Raw genomic sequence first — 19,109 nt, forward strand, 5'->3', positions numbered from 1 at the left:
GCGAGGGGAAGGCGCCGGCGGATGGACGACGCACGGGTGACGAAGGTGGGCTTCGGCGCGGTGCTCGCCGTCGCCGAATTCCGGGCCATGTGGGCCGCCGAGCTGCTGTCCATCTGCGGTGACCAGCTCGCCAGGGTCGCGCTCGCCGTCCTCGTCTACCAACGGACGTCCTCCGCCGCCCTGACCGGACTCACCTACGCCCTGACGTACGTGCCGTCGCTGTTCGGCGGCGTGCTGCTGGCCGGCGCGGGTGACCGGTGGCCGCGGCGGGACGTGATGATCGCGGCCGACCTGGCGCGGGCCGCGCTGGTCGCGGTCATCGCGATCCCCGGTGTCCCGCTGTGGGCGCTGTGCGTGCTGGTCGCGGTGCTGACGGCGCTGGGCGGGCCGTTCAAGGCGGCGCAGCAGGCGCTGCTGCCGTCGGTCCTCGAAGGCGAGCGGTACCTGGTCGGGATGGCCCTGCGGAACGTGACGATCCAGGCCGCGCAGCTGGCCGGGTTCGCCGGTGGCGGCCTGCTGATCGCCGCGCTCGCGCCGTCCGCGGCACTGGCCCTGGACGCGGTCACGTTCCTGCTCTCGGCGTTGCTGCTGGTCTCGGGCGTCCGGCGACGGGCAGCGGTCGCGCAGGCGGTCCGGGCCGCCTGGCTGTCGTCGACGACCGCGGGGCTGCGGCTGATCTGGCGGGACCCGGCGCTGCGGACGCTGGTGGCGCTCAACTGGCTGGCCGGGTTCTACGTCGTGCCGGAGGCCCTGGCCGCGCCGTACGCGGCCGGGATCGGAGCGGGCGCGACGCTGGTGGGGCTGCTCATGGCCGCGGACCCGGCGGGCAGCGTGCTCGGCGGCGTCGTGTTCGGCAAGTGGATCCCGGAACACGCGCAGGTCCGCGGGCTGGGGTGGCTCGGGATCGCGGCCGGGCTGCCGCTGGTGGTGTTCGTGGTCCGGCCGGGGCTGGTGCCGGCGGTGGTGCTGCTGGCGGCGTCGGGGCTGCTGGCGACCGGCTACAACATCCAGGGCACGGTGTCGTTCATGCGGCGGGTGCCGGACGAGCACCGCGCGCAGTGCGCCGGGGTGAATTCGGCGGGCCTGATCACTGTCCAGGGGGTCGGCGCCGCCGCGGCGGGCGTGCTGGCCGACGTGCTGAGCCCGGCCCACACCATCGCGGTGGCCGGGGCGGCGGGTGCCGCGGTGGCCGTGCCGATCGCGAGGGCGTGGCGCCGGGTCAGCCGGGTCGGGCTGGAGGAACGATGACCTCAGTTGTCGCGTCCGCACATGGCGCGCCTCCCTTCACGACCTCGAGCCGAACCGGCTCCGTCACCGGCCGGACACCATGAGTATGCGGACCGGCGGCGGCATCCCGCGCTCTGTACCCCGGTTTCGTGACGTCCTCGTGGCACCGCGGCGCTGGGCGCTGTGGCGGCAGGGCCCGCGGGTGATCGTCTACTGCCTGGTGAGCGAGGCCGTGGCGGTGGTGCTGACCCTGCGCCCGTCGCCGGTCGCGGTGGACCGCCGCACGCTGCTGATCCTGGCGGCGCTGCTGGTCCTGGGCGTGGTCCAGTCGGAAACGGGCCGCCGGGTGGAGCGCATCCGCCGCCGGGTGTCGGGCACACCGCACATCAACATGACGTCGGTCTGGACGTTCGCCGGCGTCCTGCTCCTGCCCCCGCTCCTGCTGGCGGTGCTGGTCATCGGCCTGTACGTGCACCTGGCGGTCCGCAGCTGGTACCGCTTGCAGCGTGTCCCCGCGTCCCGGACGGCCAGCAACGCGGCGATCATCCTGCTCTCCTGCTACGCCGCCCAATCGGTCCTCCGCCTGGCGGGGCTGGCCGACATCCGCTCGGCGGCGGCCCACAGCTGGGCCGGAACGTTCACGGTGGCCGCCGCGGGCCTGACGTTCTTCGTGGTCAACGCCGTCCTGGTGCTCCCGGCCCGCCGCGAAGTCGGCCACACCCCGGCGGCGCTGTTCGGGACGTGGTCGGACAACGGCCTCGAGCTGGCGACGCTCTGCCTGGGGGCGTTGAACGCCCTGGCCCTGGCGACGTTGCCCGGTCTGGCCGTGCTGGTTCTCCCGCCGCTGCTGCTCCTGCACCGGACGGTGCTGGTGAAGCAGCTGGAGGTGGCGGCGCACCGCGACGAGAAGACGGGGTTGTACAACACGAGCGGCTGGCACGCCCTGGCGGAGCGAACGCTGGCGGCCGCGGCTCGCCAGCGGACGACGTTCGGCCTGTTGATGCTGGATCTGGACCACTTCAAGCAGGTGAACGACACGTACGGCCACCTGGCGGGCGACGCGGTGTTGCGCGCGGTGGCGCAGGCGATCATCGCGGCGGTCCGAGGCCGCGGCGACGCGGTCGGCCGCTTCGGCGGCGAGGAGTTCGTCGTGCTGCTACCGGGGATCGCCCAGCCGGACATCGGCGCGGTGGCGGAGCGCATCCGTCACGCGATCAGCGCCCTGACGGTGCCGGCGGGTCAGCTGCAGATAACCGGTCTGTCGGTCTCGATCGGCATCGCGGTCTACCCGACAGCAGGCGCCTCGCTCCAGCGCCTGCTGGACGCGGCGGACACCGCGCTCTACCACGCGAAAGCCACGGGCCGGAACAAGGTCGTCCACGTGGCGGATCTGGTGTGAGGCTCAGACAGCCCGGGCCCGCTGCCGCCGCCCGGCATCCAGCCCGAGCATGGCCAGCAGTTCGGTGCACTCGGTCACATCCGAAGAGTGCCCAGCCACGGTGATCACGGCCCGATCATTCTGCTCGGCGAGCCGCACGGCCTCCTCAGCCCGGATAACCCCCATCCGGCTGTCTTCATCATTGGCGAGAGAGCTGCCACTTTGCCGGGCCCAAGTCATCTGGCCACCTACTTCCGGGCCCCAGCCGGTGCCAGGGACCATCGAAGACACCCAGCATGACACCCCCCACCCCCTCACCCAAAAGTGCCCCCCACCACCCACAAGAACCCCAAAAAAACAACCCCCAGTACACCCCCCATTCCGGTAACCCATCTCGACGCCCGACGAGGACGTCGGGGGAAGAAGAGCAGAGGCAAAACCCGGCTGGGGGTGGAGGTGAAGCCGCTGGACGAGGTCCGGAACCCGCCCACGGCAGCCTTCCGGCCGGAAGCTCCCGGCGGTTCCGGGCCAAGGCCCACAGGCCGGGCTCCGCGGCAACGCCCGCCGGGCTGAGGTCCAGGGCGGCGGAGCTCCCGGGCAGGTTTCTGGCGAATCCCGCCGGGCGAATCCCGGCGCGGGCTCCGCGGCAAACCCCAAGGCGGGTTCCGGAGCGAAGCCGCCGGGGGGGGCGAAGCCCAAACGGGGTCCGGGGCGGAGCCCCGACAGTAGAAGGCCCGACGGGGCGAAGCCCCTGAGGGCAAAAACAGGGTCCGGGGGCGAAGCCCCCGGGAGGGGGTCCAGGGGGCGAAGCCCGCCTGGCGGGGGTCTGGGGGTTCGACCCCCAGAAAAACACCCGAGAACGAAGAGAAGGCCCAGCCCCGAAGGGGCGTGGGCCTTCTCGAAGTGGAGGTGCCGGGAATTGAACCCGGGTCCTCTGGCGTATCAACAGGGCTTCTCCGTGCGCAGTCCGCTACGTCTCTGCTTGGCCCCCTCGGTCACGCGAACAAGCCGAGGTGACGAGCCCAGCCACTGTTTGCTTCACGACTGTTCCCCGTGGCCGGGACAGTCGCTGAGCCTCCTAGCTGATGCCGGTACCCGGGCCGGAGGCGAACCCGGGCCGACAGAGACGCACTCGCTCAGGCGGCGAGGGCGTACTCGCGCTGACTGGAGTCGGCGCTTATTTGGTTGCGATGACGCTTAACGGTGGTCTCTCGCCTGCACCGGCACGCTTCTCCTGAATCAACGTCCAAAGTCGAAACCGTTCACCCCCTTGGTGGGAACACAACCTGTCCATCATAACGCGTCCCGCCACTGCTTTGCTCCAGGCGGGTAGGGCCAGCCCTACCGCGGGGATGCCCGCGCGCACCATGTCGGCCGCCCTGCCGGGAGGCGATCCTTGAGGAGGCAGAAGGGAGCCGGTCATGGTGAGCGAGAGGCGGGATCCGCCGTTCGGTGGTTCGGTGGTGTTCCTGCTGATGAACCTGCCGCTGGGGGTGCTGGCGTTCGGGTTCCTGACGTCGTTCACGGCGGCTGGGCTGGGGACCGCGGTGGTCTGGGTGGGCGTGGGTCTGCTCGGGCTCCTCGTGCTGGCCGTGCGCGGCGGGGCACGGATGGAACGGGCGCGGGTCTACGCGCTGCTGGACCGGTACATCGATCTGCCGTACCTGCCGCTGCCGGCCGGTGGGCAGAAGGACCGGTGGAAGGCGCGGCTGAAGGACCCGTCGACGTGGCGGGACCTGGCGTACTTCTTCCTCCTCTTCCCGCTGGGCCTGGTCGAGTTCGTGCTGGTGACGGCGTTCTGGTCGACGAGTCTCGCGCTGGCCGGGCTGCCGATCTACTTCCGGTGGCTGCCGGACAGCGCGTACTACTTCCCGGCGGAGGACGTGCGGTGGCTGACCGTGGACTCGACCGTCGAAGCGCTACCGTGGGCGGCGCTGGGGGTGTTGTTCATCGCGTTGTCGGTGGCGCTGACGAAGGCGCTGGCGGGGCTGCACGCCCGGGTGGCGGGCGCGTTGCTGGGCACGACCGTGGCCCAGCGCCGTCGGATGGAGCGCTGGTGGGAAGACGCGGAAGAGAAGAACCTGGTGGCGGGATGACCGAGGGGCAGCAGCTGGAGCACCCGCGGCCGCACCCGGCTCGCACGATCGTGTACATGATCGTGAGCTTCGTGTTCCGGATCCTGCAGTTCGTGCTGATCGTGACGGGCATCGCGGTGGGGGTCGCGACGGCGGCGGTGTGGGTCGGGTTCCCGATCCTGCTGGCGACGACGAGTTTCGTCCGCTGGTCGGGCGACCGCGAGCGGGCTTGGCTGGGCATGATGCTCCGCGTGCCGCTGCCGCCGGTGGAGCGGCGCTCGCAGGAGGGCCTGCCCCTGCTGCGGCGGTGGCTGGTGCGGCTGAGCGACCCGACGACGTGGCGGGACCTGGCCTACCTGATGGCGGCGTTCCCGCTGGCGTGCGTGGAGCTGGCGGTCGCGCTGGCGTCGATCGTGCTGCTGCCGATGGCGGTCTGGGTGACGCCGTGGCTGGGCTGGTTGCACGGCGAGCTGGGGGTCGCGCTGCTGGGTCCGAACCGGACGAAGCGGCTGGAGCAGAAGGCCGAGCGGTTGCAGGCCTCGCGGGCACGGGGGGTGGACGCGGCGGAGGCCGAACGGCGGCGCATCGAGCGTGACCTGCACGACGGCGCGCAGCAGCGGCTGGTGGCGGTCGCGATGAGCCTCGGACGGGCGAAGGCGAAGTTCGACCAGGACCCGGCGGCCGTGCGGGAGCTGATCGACGAAGCGCACTCGGACGCCAAGCTCGCCGTGTCGGAGCTGCGGGACCTGGCGCGTGGCATCTACCCGGCGGTGCTCGGGGACCGGGGGCTGGACGCGGCGCTGTCGGCGCAGGCGGCGAAGTCGCCGATCCCGGTCGACGTGCAGGTGGACGTCGACCCGCGGCCGCCGGCGGCGGTGGAGACGACGGCGTACTTCATCGTCGGCGAGACGCTGACGAACATCGCGAAGCACTCCGGAGCGACCGAAGCGGGCGTGAAGGTGTGGCGGACCGACGAGCACGTCGTCGTCGAGATCACCGACAACGGTCACGGCGGCGCCGAGGTGCGGCCCGGCGGCGGACTGGCCGGCCTGGCGGACCGCGCGGCGACGATCGACGGCGTCATCACGGTGGTCAGCCCGGTGGGCGGGCCGACGGTCATCCGGGCTGACCTCCCCTGCCAGTGGTGAATAGGCTGGACCCCGTTCGTCTGAGAACCTGGGGGCCGGATGCGGGTAGTCATCGCCGAGGACGCCGTGCTGCTGCGGGCCGGGGTGACCCGCCTGCTCGCCGACGAGGGCATCGAGACGGTCGCGGCCGTCGACAACGGGGACGATCTGCTCGGCGCGATCACCGAACACCGTCCTGACCTGGCGATCGTCGACGTCCGGATGCCGCCGACGTTCACCGACGAGGGCCTGCGCGCGGCACTGGCGGCGCGCAAGGAGGTGCCGGGGCTGCCGGTGCTGGTGCTCTCGCAGTACGTCGAGGAGTCGTACGCGGTGGAGCTGCTTTCCGGGGGTGCCGGCGGGGTCGGCTACCTGCTGAAGGAGCGCGTGGCGGACGTCGCGGACTTCCTGGACGCGGTCCGCCGGGTGGCGAACGGCGGCACGGCGATCGACCCGGACGTCATCGCCCAGCTGATGGCCCGCGGCCGCCGCAACCCGCTCGACGCGCTGACGGCCCGCGAGTCCGAGGTCCTCGGCCTGATGGCGCAGGGCCTGTCGAACACCGCGATCGCGAATTCGCTCGTCGTCTCGCACGGCGCGGTCGAGAAGCACATCGGCAACATCTTCTCGAAGCTCGGGCTGGAGGCGAGCGCGGAGGAACACCGCCGCGTCCGAGCCGTCCTCACCTACCTCGGCCGCTGAGCCACCACCGTCCCACGGCGATCCGGCCGGCCCAGCCGCCACCTGCTCCGACGCCGAGCGAACAGACGGTGACCAAAAGTCCCGTAAAGTGGACATACGGTCACCCGTTCCGCGGGCGGCACCCCCCACACCGCTCACCTACGATGAGCGGACCCCCCGGAGAGGAGCGCGCAGATGACCGACGAGACGCGCTGCGTTCGCTTCTTCGGCGGCCCGCTCGACGGCCGGGTGCAGGAGCTCGGCGACACCGAGCCGGTGCCGGGGGCCGTCATCCGGCACATCCACCTGCACGGCGGCCCGAAGATCGAGACGCGGTACGAGCTCGGTCTCACCGAGAGCGGGTGGGAGTACCGCGTCGCCGCGACGCAGCACGAACCTGAGCCGGACGGGCTCAGGTAGGGACAACCCCCGGTCGGGGTGGGGGTTTGCCGGAGGCGGAAAAGGGCGGTCAGCACCGCTGTTTTCGCAGGTCGAAGCGACCAAGCTCGACGCATGCTGACAAGCCAGGGGGTCGCGCGCGGCGGCCGGGACAGGTTTCTCGACGTCGTCCGGGCGGGGGCCATCCTCGCCGTCATCGCCCAGCACTGGGTCATGCCGGTGCTGTCCTACTCCGACGGGCACCTCGCCACCGGCAACGCCCTCGCGACGCCGGGCTGGTGGGTCGTCACCTGGCTGTCGCAGGTGATGCCGCTGGTGTTCTTCGCCGGGGGCGCGGCCAACCTGATCTCGCTGAGCCGCGCCGGGTCACCCCGCCAGTGGCTCGCCGCGCGGATCCGGCGCCTGATGGTGCCGGTCCTGCCGCTGATGGCCGTCTGGCTGGTCATGCCGGACTTCCTGCGCGGGCTGGGCGTGCCCCCGCAACCGCTCCAGGTCGCGAGCGCGATCGCCGCTCAGCTGCTGTGGTTCCTCGCCGTGTACGTGCTGGTCGTGCTGCTCACGCCGCTGATGGTCGCGGCGCACCGGCGCTGGGGGCTGAAGGTGCCGCTGGTGCTGGCGGTGGCCGGCGTCCTCGTCGACGTCGCCCGCTTCAACGACATCGGCTACGTCGGGTACGCCAACGCCGTGTTCGTCTGGGTCGCGGTGCACCAGCTCGGCTTCCACTACGTCGAAGGCCGCCTGGGAGCGCTGACCCGCCGCGCCGCGCTGACGCTGTCGGCGGCCGGGTTCGGCACCACCGCGCTGATGGTCGCGTTCGGCCCGTACCCGGCCGGCATGATCGGCATGCCGGGCGCGCCGGTGTCGAACATGAGCCCGCCGACCGTGCTCCTCGCGTTCCTCGCCGTCGGCCAGATCGGCCTGCTGCTCGCCTTCCGCCCCCAGCTCAACGCGCTCGCCGAACGCCCCGGCATCGGCCACGCCCTGACCTGGCTGGGCGCCCGGTTCATGAGCGTCTACCTCTGGCACATGCCGGCGCTGATCGTGGTGGCGGGCGTGACGGTCTACGGCCTCGGCTACGAGACCCCGGCGCCGGGCACGCTGTTCTGGCTGGTCATGGCGCCCGCGTGGTTCGCCGTGTGCGGGCTGGTGCTGCTGGGCCTGCTGCGGCTGTTCGCGCACTTCGAGATGCAGCGCGACAGCGTCGAGGCGACGGCGAAGGTGCCGCAGCTGGTCGTGGCCGGGCTGCTCGTCTCCGGCGGCCTGCTCGGCCTGGCCGCGCACGGCTTCGCCCCGCTGTCGGACGGCATCGCGCACGGCCCGGTGCCGTGGGTGGTCCTCGCGACGGCCGGGTTCCTCCTGGCGGGCAAGCACATCCCGGTGACCGACCTCGGCACCCGGCTGCTGGGCCGCGCGGTGGCGGTTTCGGAACAGGCCGCGCTCAAGCGTTGAGCAGGCGCAGCGGGGTGTCGTGCAGGACCGCCCGCAGGAACGGCTCCCCCAGGCGATCGTCGGCTGCCGCCCAGCCGGCGATCGCCTGCAGCTGCGTCGCGTACGAATACGGGATGTTCGGGAAGTCCGTGCCGAGCACGACGCGGTCGGCGAAGCCGGCCAGCCGCGCGGTCCAGTCCGGCGGCAGCGGCGACATCGCCTCGGCGAACGGCACCCCCACCATCGTCGTGTCCAGGTGCACCCGCGGGTACTTCGCCATGAGGTCGAACGCGGCCCCGAACTCCGGCATCGCGGCGTGCGCGAGCACCGCCGTCAGCTTCGGGTGGCGCGCCAGCACCTCGCCGAAGACCGACAACCCGGTGAAGTCGCCCCGCAACGGACCGTGTCCACAGTGGACGACGACCGGGACGCCCGCGTCGGCCAGCGCACCCCACACCGGGGTCAGGTGCTCGTCGCGCGGGTCGTACGCGCCCACCTGCACGTGCGCCTTGAACACCCGGGCACCGGCGCGCAGCGCACCGTCCACAGCGGACCCGGCGCCGGCCTCGGGGTAGAACGTCCCCGTCGGCACCGCGTCCGGGACGCGCCCGGCGAACTCCAGCGCCCAGTCCGTCAGCCACTGCGCCATCCCCGGCTTGTGCGGGTAGACCAGCGGCGCGAACTTGAGGACGCCGAGCGAGCGCAGCGTGTCCAGCCGTTCCTCTTCGGACGTGCGGTAGTGGACCGGCCAGGCGGTGCCGTAGTGCGTCGAGGCCTGGTCGAAGTACGCCCAGACCTTGTCCATCACCGGCTTCGGCAGGAAGTGGACGTGCAGGTCGACCAGGCCCGGCAGGCCCAGCGACGCCGTCCACCGAGCAACGTCACCGTCATCCGCCGGGCCCGCCGTCACTCCGTGAACCGGCCCTTCAGCGCGCGGCCCATGGCCTTCCTGATGTCCCGCTCCGCGTCGCGCTTGGCCAGCGTCTGCCGCTTGTCGTAGGCCTTCTTGCCCTGGGCCAGGGCGATCTCGACCTTGACCTTGCCGTCCTTGAAGTACATCGACAGCGGCACCAGCGAGAGCCCGCTCTCCTTGGTCTTGCCGATGAGCTTCTCGATCTCCCGCCGGTGCAGCAGCAGCTTCCGGGTCCGCCGGGGCATGTGGTTGGTCCACGTGCCCTGCGTGTACTCCGGGATGTGCACGTTGCGCAGCCAGACCTCACCGTCGTCGACGGTCGCGAACGCGTCCGCCAGGGACGCCTTGCCCTCGCGCAGGCTCTTGACCTCGGTGCCGACGAGCACGAGACCGCACTCGTAGGTGTCGAGGATGGAGTAATCGTGCCGCGCCTTGCGGTTCGACACGATCACCTTCTGGCCACGTTCCTTGGGCATACGACCACTCTACGTGATATCCAGGGCCGCAAGCAGCCGGTTAAACCTAGTGCCGGACGTACAGCCGCAGCGTGACGTAACCGGTGATGGCGGAGATCACCACGGACACCCCGAGCAGGATCGGCGCCACCGGGAACAGCAGCTCCAGCATGGTGATCTTCGGGAACACGTCCCCGGTGAACACCGAGTCGAGGAAGCCGGCCTTGGTGATGATCAGCATGATGATCCCCAGCACCGCACCGACCGCGCCGGCGACCACCGCCTCCAGGAGGAACGGCAGCTGCGTGTACCACCGTGTCGCGCCGACCAGCCGCATGATGCCGACCTCGGTGCGGCGGGTGAACGCGGACACCTGGATCGTGTTGGCGATCAGGAGCAGCGCGGCGATGGCCATGATGAGCGCGGCGCCGAAGGCCATGTTCCGGACGCCGTTGAAGGCGTTGAACACGCGGTCGAGGAACTTCTTCTGGTCGTCGACCTTCCGCACGCCCGGCTTGGCGCCGTACTCCTGGACGATCGCGTCACTGCGGTCCGGGTCCTTCAGCTTCACGTGCAGCGACGCGGGCAGCGACTCGGGACCGGTGAGCGCGATCAGCTCCGGCTGGCTCTCGAAGATCTTCTTGAAGCGGTCGAACGCCTGGTCGCGGTTCTCGAAGACGACCGACTCGACGCCGTCGTTGCTCTGCAGCGACGTCCACAGGGACTTGCACAGCGACTGCGTGCAGTTCTTGTCCGTCGCGCTGATGTCGTCGGTGAGGTAGACCGAAACCTCGACGTCGGCGAGGAAGTTGGCCTTCATCTTGTCGATCGTCCGCACGGCGAGGAGGCCGCCGCCGAGCATGGCGAGCGACACGGCCGTGGTCAGCATCATCGCGATGGTCATCGTGACGTTCCGGCGCAGGCCGGTGATTACCTCACTGAAGACGAAACTGGCGCGCATGTCGGGTGCAGGTCCTTGGGGTCGGGGTCGTTGAAGGGCGGGGAGGTCAGCGACCGATGCCGTAGACGCCGCGGGCGTCGTCGCGGATCACCCGGCCGAGCTGCAGCTCGACGACTCGGCGCCGCATGGAGTCCACGATGGAGTGATCGTGGGTCGCCATCAGGACGGTCGTGCCGGTGCGGTTGATCCGCTCCAGCAGCAGCATGATGTCCTGGCTGGTGTCGGGGTCCAGGTTCCCGGTCGGCTCGTCGGCGAGCAGCACCAGCGGCCGGTTCACGAACGCGCGCGCGATCGCGACGCGCTGCTGCTCACCACCGGAGAGCTCGTTGGGCAGCCGGTCCGCCTTGCCGTCGAGGCCGACGAGCTCCAGCACCTCGGGGACGACCTTCTTGATGGTCGGGCCGGGCTTGCCGATGACCTCGAGGGCGAACGCGACGTTCTCCGCGACGGTCTTGTTGGCCAGCAGACGGAAGTCCTGGAAGACGCAGCCGATGGTCTGCCGCAGGCGGGGGACCCGGCGGCGGGCCAGCTTGGCGACGTCGAAGTTGGACACCATCACGCGGCCCTTGCTCGGCACCTCTTCGCGCAGCAAGAGCCGGAGGAAGGTCGACTTCCCCGATCCCGAGGGACCGATGAGGAAGACGAACTCACCCTTTTCGATGTCGACGGACACCCGCTCGAGCGCGGGCCGCGTCGAGGTCTTGTAGACCTTGGAAACCTCTTCGAGCCGGATCACGATTCGGCATACTACCCACCGGTCTCGTGAAGCCCCGGTTGCCCGGGCCACCCGGGTGGAGCAGCGGGCATTCGCGCACGGTGAGCGGTCGTGCGAACACCCGCCGCGTCGGGATTACGCCCCGGTCTGCTTCCGCCAGCGGATGCCGGCGTCGAGGAAACCGTCGATCTCGCCGTCGAGCACCGCCGACGGATTGCCGACCTCGAACTCGGTGCGGAGGTCCTTGACCATCTGGTACGGGTGCAGCACGTAGGAGCGCATCTGGTTGCCCCAGCTCGAGCCGCCGTCCTTGAGCGCGTCCATCTCGGCGCGCTCCTCCTCCTTCTTGCGCAGCATCAGCCGGGCCTGGAGGACCTTCAGCGCCGCCGCCTTGTTCTGCAGCTGCGACTTCTCGTTCTGGCAGGAGACGACGATGCCGGTCGGCAGGTGGGTGATGCGCACCGCGGAGTCGGTCGTGTTGACGCTCTGGCCGCCGGGGCCGGACGAGCGGTAGACGTCGACGCGGATGTCCTTCTCCGCGATGTCGACGTGGTCGACCTCTTCGACCTCGGGCAGCACCTCGACGTGCGCGAACGACGTCTGGCGGCGGCTCTGGTTGTCGAACGGCGAGATCCGGACGAGCCGGTGGGTGCCCTGCTCGACCGAGAGGGTGCCGTAGACGTAGGGCGCGGTGACCTTGAACGTCGCCGACTTGATGCCCGCCTCTTCGGCGTAGGAGATGTCGTAGACGTCGGTCGGGTAGCCGTGGCGCTCCGCCCAGCGCAGGTACATGCGGAGCAGCATCTCGGCGAAGTCGGCCGCGTCGACGCCACCGGCCTCGGAACGGATCGTGACGACGGCGTTGCGGTCGTCGTACTCGCCCGAGAGCAGGGTGCGGACCTCGAGGCCGTCGACGTCCTTGCCGAGCGCGGTGAGCTCGGCTTCGGCCTCGCCCATGCTGGCGGCGTCGCCCTCGGCCTCGGCGAGCTCGTAGAGCACGGCCAGGTTGTCGAGCCGCTGGCGCAGGTCGGAGACCCGGCGCAGCTCGCTCTGGCGGTGGGACAGCTGGCTGGTGACCTTCTGCGCCGCCTCCGGGTCGTCCCAGAGGTTGGGGCTCGAAGCCTGCTGCTCCAGGTCGGCCACCTGGGCGCGCAACGCGTCGAGGTCCATCACCGACTCGATCTGCGTCAGCTTGCCGGTCAGGTCCTTCAGTGCCGCGTCGAACTCATCACTCACGTTTGTCAAGGTTACGGCAAAACCCACGACCGGTTGCGAGGACCGGTCGTGGGCGCGCGAACCTCAGGCCGCGGGGATGGCGTCGAGCAGCTTGAGCGCGGCCTTGGCCTGAGCCTGGGCGAACTCGGCGACGGCCTTCTCGTACGGCCCGTCGGCCGCCTTGGTGGCCGCCTTCGCGTCGTCGAGCTGCTGGCTGTAGCTGGCCCGGGCCGACTCGAGCAGCGACTGGCGCTGCTTCGCGGTCAGCGACCCCGCGTGCACGAGCCGCAGGATGAGCGGGCTGCGCAGGTGGTCGGGGCCGGCCTCGGACGTCAGCCAGGCCTTGAAGGCCTTCTTGCCGGCGGCGGTGATCAGGTACTGCTGGCTGGAGCGCGGGCCCTGCTTGCCGAGCCGGACGAGGCCTTCCTTGGACAGCGCCGGGAGCTCCCGGTACACCTGGCTGCGGGTGACGCTGAAGAAGGCGCCGAAACGCTCACCGGCTCCCGCGACGAGCTGCCCGCCGGTGGCGGGACCGTCGTGGAGCAGACCGAGCAGGGCGGCGGCTGTTGCATTCAATTCGGACACGTCCCCTACATTCCCACTTATCGGCGTCTGTGTCCACAGTGGTCAGCAGATCTGTCCATTGTGGCTAGTGAGATCCCCTCGTTCGGCCCAATGCGACCAGGTCCACTGTGGACCGCGGACACGCTGTGCAACCACCCTGGCCACGCTTTGGTCCAACCAGCCGCACGCGAGCCGCCCAAGCAACCACCACCCAGGTGAGTTCGGCGGGCGGCGCTCCCCGGCTTGGCGGACCCCGGACACGCACCGCAACCACCCGACAACGGGGTTCACATCGTGGGATCCGCAGCCATTCGACGGTTTCGCGGAAAAGTCGGCTGCGAAACTTGCGCGAACATGACAAAAGAGGCGCGTTCCCGGATTTCCGAGAACGCGCCTCTTCGTGGTAGCGGGGACAGGATTTGAACCTGCGACCTCTGGGTTATGAGCCCAGCGAGCTACCGAGCTGCTCCACCCCGCGCCGTTGTGGTACTTGAGAAAGATTACACGGTGCGTTCAAGGCGTTTACAGGGGGGTCCCGAAACCCGCTGACCAGGCGTTACCCCGCTCCGAGCCACTGACGGGCTCCACTGAGGACCATGGACAGGCCGTCCTCGAACCGGGCGTCGGCGTCACCCAGGACCGCCTCACCCGCCGACTCGCGGTAGCGCTCGTCGAACTCGCCCGGCATGGGCCGGACAGCCTGCTCCTCGATGACGTAGCCGACGACGAAGCAGTAGACGGTGAACGTCGCCCGGCTCGCCCGCGCTTCGTCCAGCCCGGCTTCGATGCTGCGGCGCAGGGGGTGTTCGCCGACCAGGCTCGTGTCGGCGAGGTACGTACCAGCGAAAACCTTCCCGCCGTCGCGGTAGGCCAGCATCATCCGCCGGAGGGCCCGCGCGCCGTACGCGACGGCGTCCCACTCCCCCAGCGACTCCGGCGGCCGCCGGTCCTCGGCCGAATCGGCGTACATCTGCGTCGCCATTTCGTCGAGCAGCTCCTGCTTGTTCTTCATGTGCCAGTAGAGCGCCGGCGCCTTGACCCCGAGGTCGGCGGCGATCAGCCGGAGCGTCAGGCCGTTGAGCCCGGCTTCGTTGAGCAGCTTCAGCCCGGATCGAGCGATGTCCTGCCTGGTCAGGGCCATTTTCTGGATTCTCCTCGCGGTACCGGCTTGACAATTTAACGATGTTAAGGGCATCCTCGGAACAGGTCAATTTAACGTTGTTAAGGAGCTGGGGATGAACGAGCTGACGGCGGAGGTGGTCGTCGCCGGGGCGGGGCCGACCGGGCTGATGCTGGCGAACGAGCTGGCACTGGCCGGAGTGGACGTTCAGGTGCTCGAGCGGATGCACGAGCGGACGGGGTTGTCGAAGGCGCTGAACCTGCAGCCGCGCACCGCGGAGGTGTTGGACCTGCGCGGTTTGCTGGGCCGCGCGGAGGAACGGTCGTTCGCGACCGTCGCGGACGGACACTTCGCGGTGATCCCGGTGAGCTACGCCGGCTGGGACACGCGGCACCCGTACCAGCTGGGGATCCCGCAGGCGAAGGTCGAGGAGGCGCTGGAGGAGCGCCTGGCCGAGCAGGGCGTGAAGGTTCTCCGCGGCCAGGAGCTGACCGGCTTCGCGCAGGACGCCGACGGCGTCACGGTCACCACCAGCAGCCTCCGGATCCGGGCGGCCTACCTGGTGGGCTGCGACGGCGGCCGCAGTGCCGTCCGGAAGGCGCTGAACCTGCCGTTCGAGGGCATCGAGGGCCGCGGCCACGGTGTCTCGGCGGACGTCCGGTTCAAGTCGACGCCTCCGGGCGCGCCGACGGAGTGGCGCTCGATGGCCAACATGGTGACGTCGCAGAGCCCGGGCAAGTTCATCGGCCTGATCCCGCTGGGCGAGCCGAACCTGTACCGCCTGAGTTACGGCGACCGCTTGCACCGCCCGCCGAACCTCCGCGCCGAGGTGACGGACGAAGAGGTCCGCGCAGCGGTCCGCGAGCGTTTCGGCAGCGAGGTGGAGATCGCCGAAATCCGCTGGGCCTCCCGCTTTTCGGACGACTCCCGCCTGGCCGCAAAGTACCAAGTGAACCGAGTCCTCCTGGCAGGCGACGCGGCCCACACCCACTTCCCGGCAGGCGGCCAGGGCCTGAACCTGGGTATCCAGGACGCGATGAACCTGGGCTGGAAGCTGGCAGCGGAGCTCCAAAACCGAGCCCCGGCAACCCTCCTGGCCACCTACGAAACCGAGCGCCGCACGGTAGCCGCCCAGGTCCTCCAAAACGTAGCGGCCCAGAACGCCCTGATCCCCCTGACCCCAGACCAGCTGGCCCTCCGAGCCCTCTTCCGAGACCTAACAGCCCTCCCGGAAGTCCAACACCACCTGTCAGGCCTGGTTTCCGGCCTGAGCATCGCTTACCCCACAACAGAAACCCACCCAGCAGCAGGCCAACGCCTCCCCGACTTCCCGACAGAGGAGGGCCCAGCAAGCAACGCATTCCACAAAGGAAAGTTCGTCCTACTGACAAAAACCCCACCAACCAACCCGCACCCAGCCCTAACCGTAAAAAAGGTGAAGAACCTCCCCTGGCCAGACCTGACAACCATCCTGGTCCGCCCAGACGGCTACGTAGCCTCAACAACAGGATCAACCGAAGGCTGGCTAACCAGGTAGGCAACCACCCGAAGGGGGGTCCAGGGGCGGCGAAGCCCCCCTGGCGGGGGTCTGGGGGTTCGACCCCCAGAACAGAATGCGAAAGAGGCGCGGCTCGCGATTTCCGCGAGCACACGCCTCCTACCGCTGTAGCGGGGACAGGATTTGAACCTGCGACCTCTGGGTTATGAGCCCAGCGAGCTACCGAGCTGCTCCACCCCGCGTCGTGACACCTACCTTACGCCCTGGTTTCGCGAGGGTGCAAAGCAGGTGCCTCGGAGGTAAGCAGGGTCACCCTCCTGGCTGGGTGCTGGGGGGTGGGGTGCTGGTGCCGGGGGCGGCGGTTTTGGCGGCTTCGTAGGCCTTGGCGGCGGCGTCGAGGGCCGCGAGTGCGTTGCCTTGGTCGGTGAAGTTGCCGGATTGCTGGGCGGCCTTGAGTTTGGCGATGGCCGACTGGATGTCGGCGACGGCCTTGTCGAGGGCCGCGTTGCCGCCGCCGCCGGTGTTGGGTGGTGTCGTGGTCGGGGCGGTGGGTGTGGTCGTGGGTGTGTTCGTCGGCTGGCCGGCTTGGGGTGGCGTGGTGGTGGCTTCGCCGGTGCCGGGTCCGAAGATCTGGTCGAGGGCTTCCTGGAGGGTGGCGCCGTAGCCGACCTTGGGTCCGTAGGAGACGAGGACGCGGGCCAGCTGTGGGTAGCTGTTCTGGTTGCGCTGCCGGATGTAGACGGGCTCGACGTAGAGGAAGCCCTCGGCGACCGGGAGCGTGATCAGGTTGCCGTAGATGGGGATGACGTTGGGGTTGTTGAAGAGGGTGCGGTCCTGGGCGACGCGTGGGTCGCTCTGGAAGCGGTTCTGGACTTGGACCGGGCCGTCGACCTGGGTGGCTCCGGTGGCCGCGCTGGGTAGCTGGAGGACGCGGATCTTGCCGTAGTCGGCCGGGTCGGAGGACACCGACATCCAGGACGCGAGGTATTGGCGCTGGAGCCCGGTGAGGGAGCTGGTCAGCTGGAAGGTCGGTTTGGTCTGGCCCGGGGTGTCCGCGAGGACGTAGTAGCCGGGCTGGTTGGCGGCGCCGGCGGCGGCCGGGTTGGAGCCGCCTTCGGCGGTCGGGTCCTGCGGGACGCTCCAGAAGGCCTGCTGGGAGTAGAACTCCTGCGGGTTCTTCACGTGGTAGCGGGACAGGAGCTCGCGCTGGATCTTGAAGAGGTCCTCGGGGTAGCGGAAGTGGGCCCGCAGGTCCGGGGAGATCTCGGAGCTCGGCTTCACGAGGCCGGGGAAGACCTTCTCCCAGGCGTTGAGGACCGGTTCCTTGTCGTCGATCGAGTACAGGTTCACCGTGCCGTTGAAGGCGTCGACGGTGGCCTTGACCGAGTTGCGGATGTAGTTGATGGAGCTGTTGGCCTGCCGGGCGACGCCGTTGAGGGAGTCGTTGGTGGCCGCGCCGAGCTGGGTCTGCTGGGCGTACGGGAAGTTGTTGAGCGTGGTGTAGCCGTCGATGATCCACTGGATCTTGCCGTCGACGACCGCGGGGTACGGGTCGCCGTCGAGGGTCAGCCAGGGCGCGACCTTGCTGACGCGCTCGCGCGGGTCGCGGTTGTACATGATCTTCGAGTTGTCGGCGATGGCGTCGGAGAACAGGATGTTCCGTTCGCCGTACTCGGCCGCGAAGGCGAGGCGGTTGAACCAGTTGTCGATCGAGACGCCGCCGGTGCCCGTGTAGGTGTAGCGGGCGGTGGCGGTGTCGTACTCGCCCGGCGCGTTGCCGGAGGTGCCGCCGACGATGGCGTAGTCGGATTCCGCGGCGGACAGTTCGCCGTAGTAGATGCGGGGTTCCTTGACCACGATGCCGGGCTGGCCGACGGCGGGTGCGCCGGCGCCGGCCGGGTTCTGCGTGTCGCTGGTGGTGGCGATCGGGTAGCCGCCGTCGGAGTTGGCGTCCTTGACCGCGCGGTCGATGGTGTTCGCGGGCGCGGCGACGAAGCCGTTGCCGTGGGTGTAGACGAGGTGCTTGTTGATCCAGCTGGTCTGGTTGCCGGTCAGGCCCTCGGTCTTGATCTCCTTGGCGGCGACGATGTAGTCCTGGGTGACGCCGCCGACGGTGTAGCGGTCGATGTCGAGCTTGGCCGGGAAGCCGTAGAAGTTCTCGCGGCCGACGCGCTGGGTGAAGGTGTCGGAGAGGATGTTCGGGTCGAGCAGCCGGACGTTCGACATGGTCCCGGTGTCGGCCTTGATCTGGTCCGGGGTGGCGTCGGACCTGCCGGTGTACGGCTGGTACTGGACGTCGGTGAGACCGAAGGCGCGGCGGGTGGCGTCCATGTTGCGCTGGATGGACGTCGCTTCCTTCTCGTTCGCGTTGGGCTTCACCGAGAACTGGTCGAGGATGGCGGGCCAGGCGACGCCGACGAGGATGCTGGACAGGATCAGCAGCACGAGGGCGATGGCCGGGAGCTGCAGGTTGCGCAGGAACGCGCCGGCGAAGAACGCGATCGCGCAGATCACCGAGATGCACAGCAGGATCAGCTTCGCCGGCAGGACCGCGTTCAGGTCGGTGTAGGTCGCGCCGATGAACAGCGGGGCGCCGCGGTCGGACAGCAGCAGGTTGTACCGGTCGAAGAAGTACTCGGCGGCCTTGAGGAGCACGAAGAGGCCGACGGTGATGGCGAGCTGCGCGCGGGTCGGACCGGCGAGCTGGCCGCCCTTGCCGGCCAGCCGGATGCCGCCGAAGACGTAGTGCGAGATCAGCGCGCCGAAGAAGGAGATGACGACCGTGATGAACAGCCAGCCGAGGAGCCAGTTGTAGAACGGCAGGTCGAAGGCGTAGAAGCCGACGTCGTTGCCGAACTCGGGATCGGTCTGGCCGAACGAGGTGCCGTTCAGGAACAGCTGCACGACCTGCCAGTCGCTCTGGGCGGACAGGCCGGCGATGAGGCCGGTGAGCACCGGGATGCCGACGCCGAAGAGGCGGATCCGGGCGACGATCGCGGAGCGGTAGCGCGCCAGCGGGTCGTCGGCGCCGGAGATCGGCACGAACACCGGGCGGGTGCGGTAGGCGATCATCAGGCTGATCGCGAGGGCCCCGCCGACGAGCAGCCCGACCGCGAAGAACAGCACGATGCGAGTGACCAGCTGGGTGGTGAACACCGATCGCGCGCCGACCTCGCCGAACCACAGCCAGTCGACGTACGTGTCCAGCAGGCGGGCCCCGAGCAGCAGCGCCAGCACGATCACCGCGGCGATGATGAGGAGGATCCGGCTCCGCCGGGACAGCTTCGGCAGGCTCACCGGGGGCCGAGTCGCCACGGCACACGCTCCTGTCTTCGTCAGCACTTGAGCAGGGG

Annotated in this window: 17 protein-coding genes, 2 tRNA genes and 1 other RNA gene; 8 read left to right on the forward strand and 12 right to left on the reverse strand. The window is 69.7% G+C overall.

Going from position 1 to position 19,109, the window contains the following annotated elements:
* Positions 1 to 21: 21 nt before the first annotated feature.
* Complete coding sequence (locus tag ACH54P_RS23100) at positions 22 to 1,248, forward strand: MFS transporter (protein WP_489916002.1); 1,227 nt, start codon at positions 22 to 24, stop codon at positions 1,246 to 1,248.
* 139 nt (positions 1,249 to 1,387) lie between these two features.
* Positions 1,388 to 2,626: a GGDEF domain-containing protein gene (locus ACH54P_RS23105; RefSeq protein WP_489916586.1), complete on the forward strand. Its 1,239-nt coding sequence runs from the start codon at positions 1,388 to 1,390 to the stop codon at positions 2,624 to 2,626.
* Positions 2,627 to 2,629: 3 nt separating this feature from the next.
* On the opposite strand, the gene ACH54P_RS23110 is transcribed toward ACH54P_RS23105, so the two are convergent.
* Both ACH54P_RS23110 and ssrA read right to left on the reverse strand, forming a co-directional pair.
* On the reverse strand, positions 2,630 to 2,845 hold the full coding sequence (locus ACH54P_RS23110) for a hypothetical protein (RefSeq protein ID WP_489916004.1): 216 nt from the start codon (positions 2,843 to 2,845) through the stop codon (positions 2,630 to 2,632).
* A 661-nt stretch (positions 2,846 to 3,506) separates the two neighbouring features.
* Positions 3,507 to 3,875: a transfer-messenger RNA gene (gene ssrA / locus ACH54P_RS23115) on the reverse strand.
* A 151-nt stretch (positions 3,876 to 4,026) separates the two neighbouring features.
* Between ssrA and ACH54P_RS23120 the strand changes: the two genes are divergently transcribed.
* The 5 genes from ACH54P_RS23120 (at position 4,027) to ACH54P_RS23140 (ending at position 8,336) form a co-directional block, all read left to right on the forward strand.
* The gene (locus tag ACH54P_RS23120) at positions 4,027 to 4,701 is read left to right on the forward strand and encodes a sensor domain-containing protein (protein WP_489916006.1); all 675 of its coding nucleotides are present in this window, start codon (positions 4,027 to 4,029) and stop codon (positions 4,699 to 4,701) included.
* Positions 4,698 to 5,828 carry a sensor histidine kinase gene (locus tag ACH54P_RS23125; RefSeq protein WP_489916008.1) on the forward strand — a complete coding sequence of 377 codons (1,131 nt, stop codon included), beginning with the start codon at positions 4,698 to 4,700 and terminating at the stop codon, positions 5,826 to 5,828. The genes ACH54P_RS23120 and ACH54P_RS23125 overlap by 4 nt, the downstream gene beginning before the upstream one ends.
* 39 nt (positions 5,829 to 5,867) lie before the next feature.
* On the forward strand, positions 5,868 to 6,509 hold the full coding sequence (locus ACH54P_RS23130; RefSeq protein ID WP_489916010.1) for a response regulator transcription factor: 642 nt from the start codon (positions 5,868 to 5,870) through the stop codon (positions 6,507 to 6,509).
* A 174-nt stretch (positions 6,510 to 6,683) separates the two neighbouring features.
* Positions 6,684 to 6,908 (forward strand): DUF8847 domain-containing protein, encoded by a 225-nt coding sequence (locus tag ACH54P_RS23135; protein WP_489916012.1) that lies wholly within the window; start codon positions 6,684 to 6,686, stop codon positions 6,906 to 6,908.
* 93 nt (positions 6,909 to 7,001) lie between these two features.
* A complete protein-coding gene (locus ACH54P_RS23140; protein ID WP_489916014.1) occupies positions 7,002 to 8,336 on the forward strand; it encodes an acyltransferase family protein in 1,335 nt (444 codons plus the stop codon).
* Here the strand turns inward: ACH54P_RS23140 and ACH54P_RS23145 are convergent.
* The 8 genes from ACH54P_RS23145 to ACH54P_RS23180 all read right to left on the reverse strand — a co-directional run bounded on the left by ACH54P_RS23145 (position 8,326) and on the right by ACH54P_RS23180 (position 14,279).
* Entirely contained in the window at positions 8,326 to 9,225 is a 900-nt protein-coding gene (locus tag ACH54P_RS23145; protein WP_489916016.1) for an amidohydrolase family protein, read from the reverse strand. The genes ACH54P_RS23140 and ACH54P_RS23145 overlap by 11 nt on opposite strands.
* Positions 9,222 to 9,704, reverse strand: a complete 483-nt coding sequence (smpB, locus tag ACH54P_RS23150; protein ID WP_043776590.1) for an SsrA-binding protein SmpB — start codon at positions 9,702 to 9,704, stop codon at positions 9,222 to 9,224. Before smpB ends, ACH54P_RS23145 begins: the two co-directional genes overlap by 4 nt.
* 46 nt (positions 9,705 to 9,750) lie before the next feature.
* Entirely contained in the window at positions 9,751 to 10,644 is an 894-nt protein-coding gene (gene ftsX / locus ACH54P_RS23155) for a permease-like cell division protein FtsX (protein ID WP_489916018.1), read from the reverse strand.
* Between the two features lie 46 nt (positions 10,645 to 10,690).
* A complete protein-coding gene (ftsE, locus tag ACH54P_RS23160; protein ID WP_364277016.1) occupies positions 10,691 to 11,380 on the reverse strand; it encodes a cell division ATP-binding protein FtsE in 690 nt (229 codons plus the stop codon).
* Positions 11,381 to 11,494: 114 nt separating this feature from the next.
* Positions 11,495 to 12,595 (reverse strand): peptide chain release factor 2, encoded by a 1,101-nt coding sequence (prfB, locus tag ACH54P_RS23165; RefSeq protein WP_489916021.1) that lies wholly within the window; start codon positions 12,593 to 12,595, stop codon positions 11,495 to 11,497.
* Positions 12,596 to 12,658: 63 nt separating this feature from the next.
* Complete coding sequence (locus ACH54P_RS23170) at positions 12,659 to 13,159, reverse strand: PadR family transcriptional regulator (protein ID WP_489916023.1); 501 nt, start codon at positions 13,157 to 13,159, stop codon at positions 12,659 to 12,661.
* A gap of 380 nt (positions 13,160 to 13,539) precedes the next feature.
* Positions 13,540 to 13,616, reverse strand: a tRNA-Met gene (locus ACH54P_RS23175).
* A gap of 78 nt (positions 13,617 to 13,694) precedes the next feature.
* A complete protein-coding gene (locus ACH54P_RS23180; RefSeq protein WP_489916025.1) occupies positions 13,695 to 14,279 on the reverse strand; it encodes a TetR/AcrR family transcriptional regulator C-terminal domain-containing protein in 585 nt (194 codons plus the stop codon).
* 94 nt (positions 14,280 to 14,373) lie between these two features.
* On the opposite strand from ACH54P_RS23180, the gene ACH54P_RS23185 reads away from it, so the two are divergent.
* The gene (locus ACH54P_RS23185) at positions 14,374 to 15,795 is read left to right on the forward strand and encodes an FAD-dependent monooxygenase (protein ID WP_489916027.1); all 1,422 of its coding nucleotides are present in this window, start codon (positions 14,374 to 14,376) and stop codon (positions 15,793 to 15,795) included.
* Between the two features lie 129 nt (positions 15,796 to 15,924).
* Here ACH54P_RS23185 and ACH54P_RS23190 read toward each other — a convergent pair.
* A tRNA-Met gene (locus ACH54P_RS23190) sits at positions 15,925 to 15,998 on the reverse strand.
* Between the two features lie 67 nt (positions 15,999 to 16,065).
* Entirely contained in the window at positions 16,066 to 19,071 is a 3,006-nt protein-coding gene (locus tag ACH54P_RS23195) for a UPF0182 family protein (RefSeq protein WP_489916029.1), read from the reverse strand.
* Positions 19,072 to 19,109: the final 38 nt, after the last annotated feature.

Source organism: Amycolatopsis sp. N2S4-7 (genome assembly GCF_058119595.1).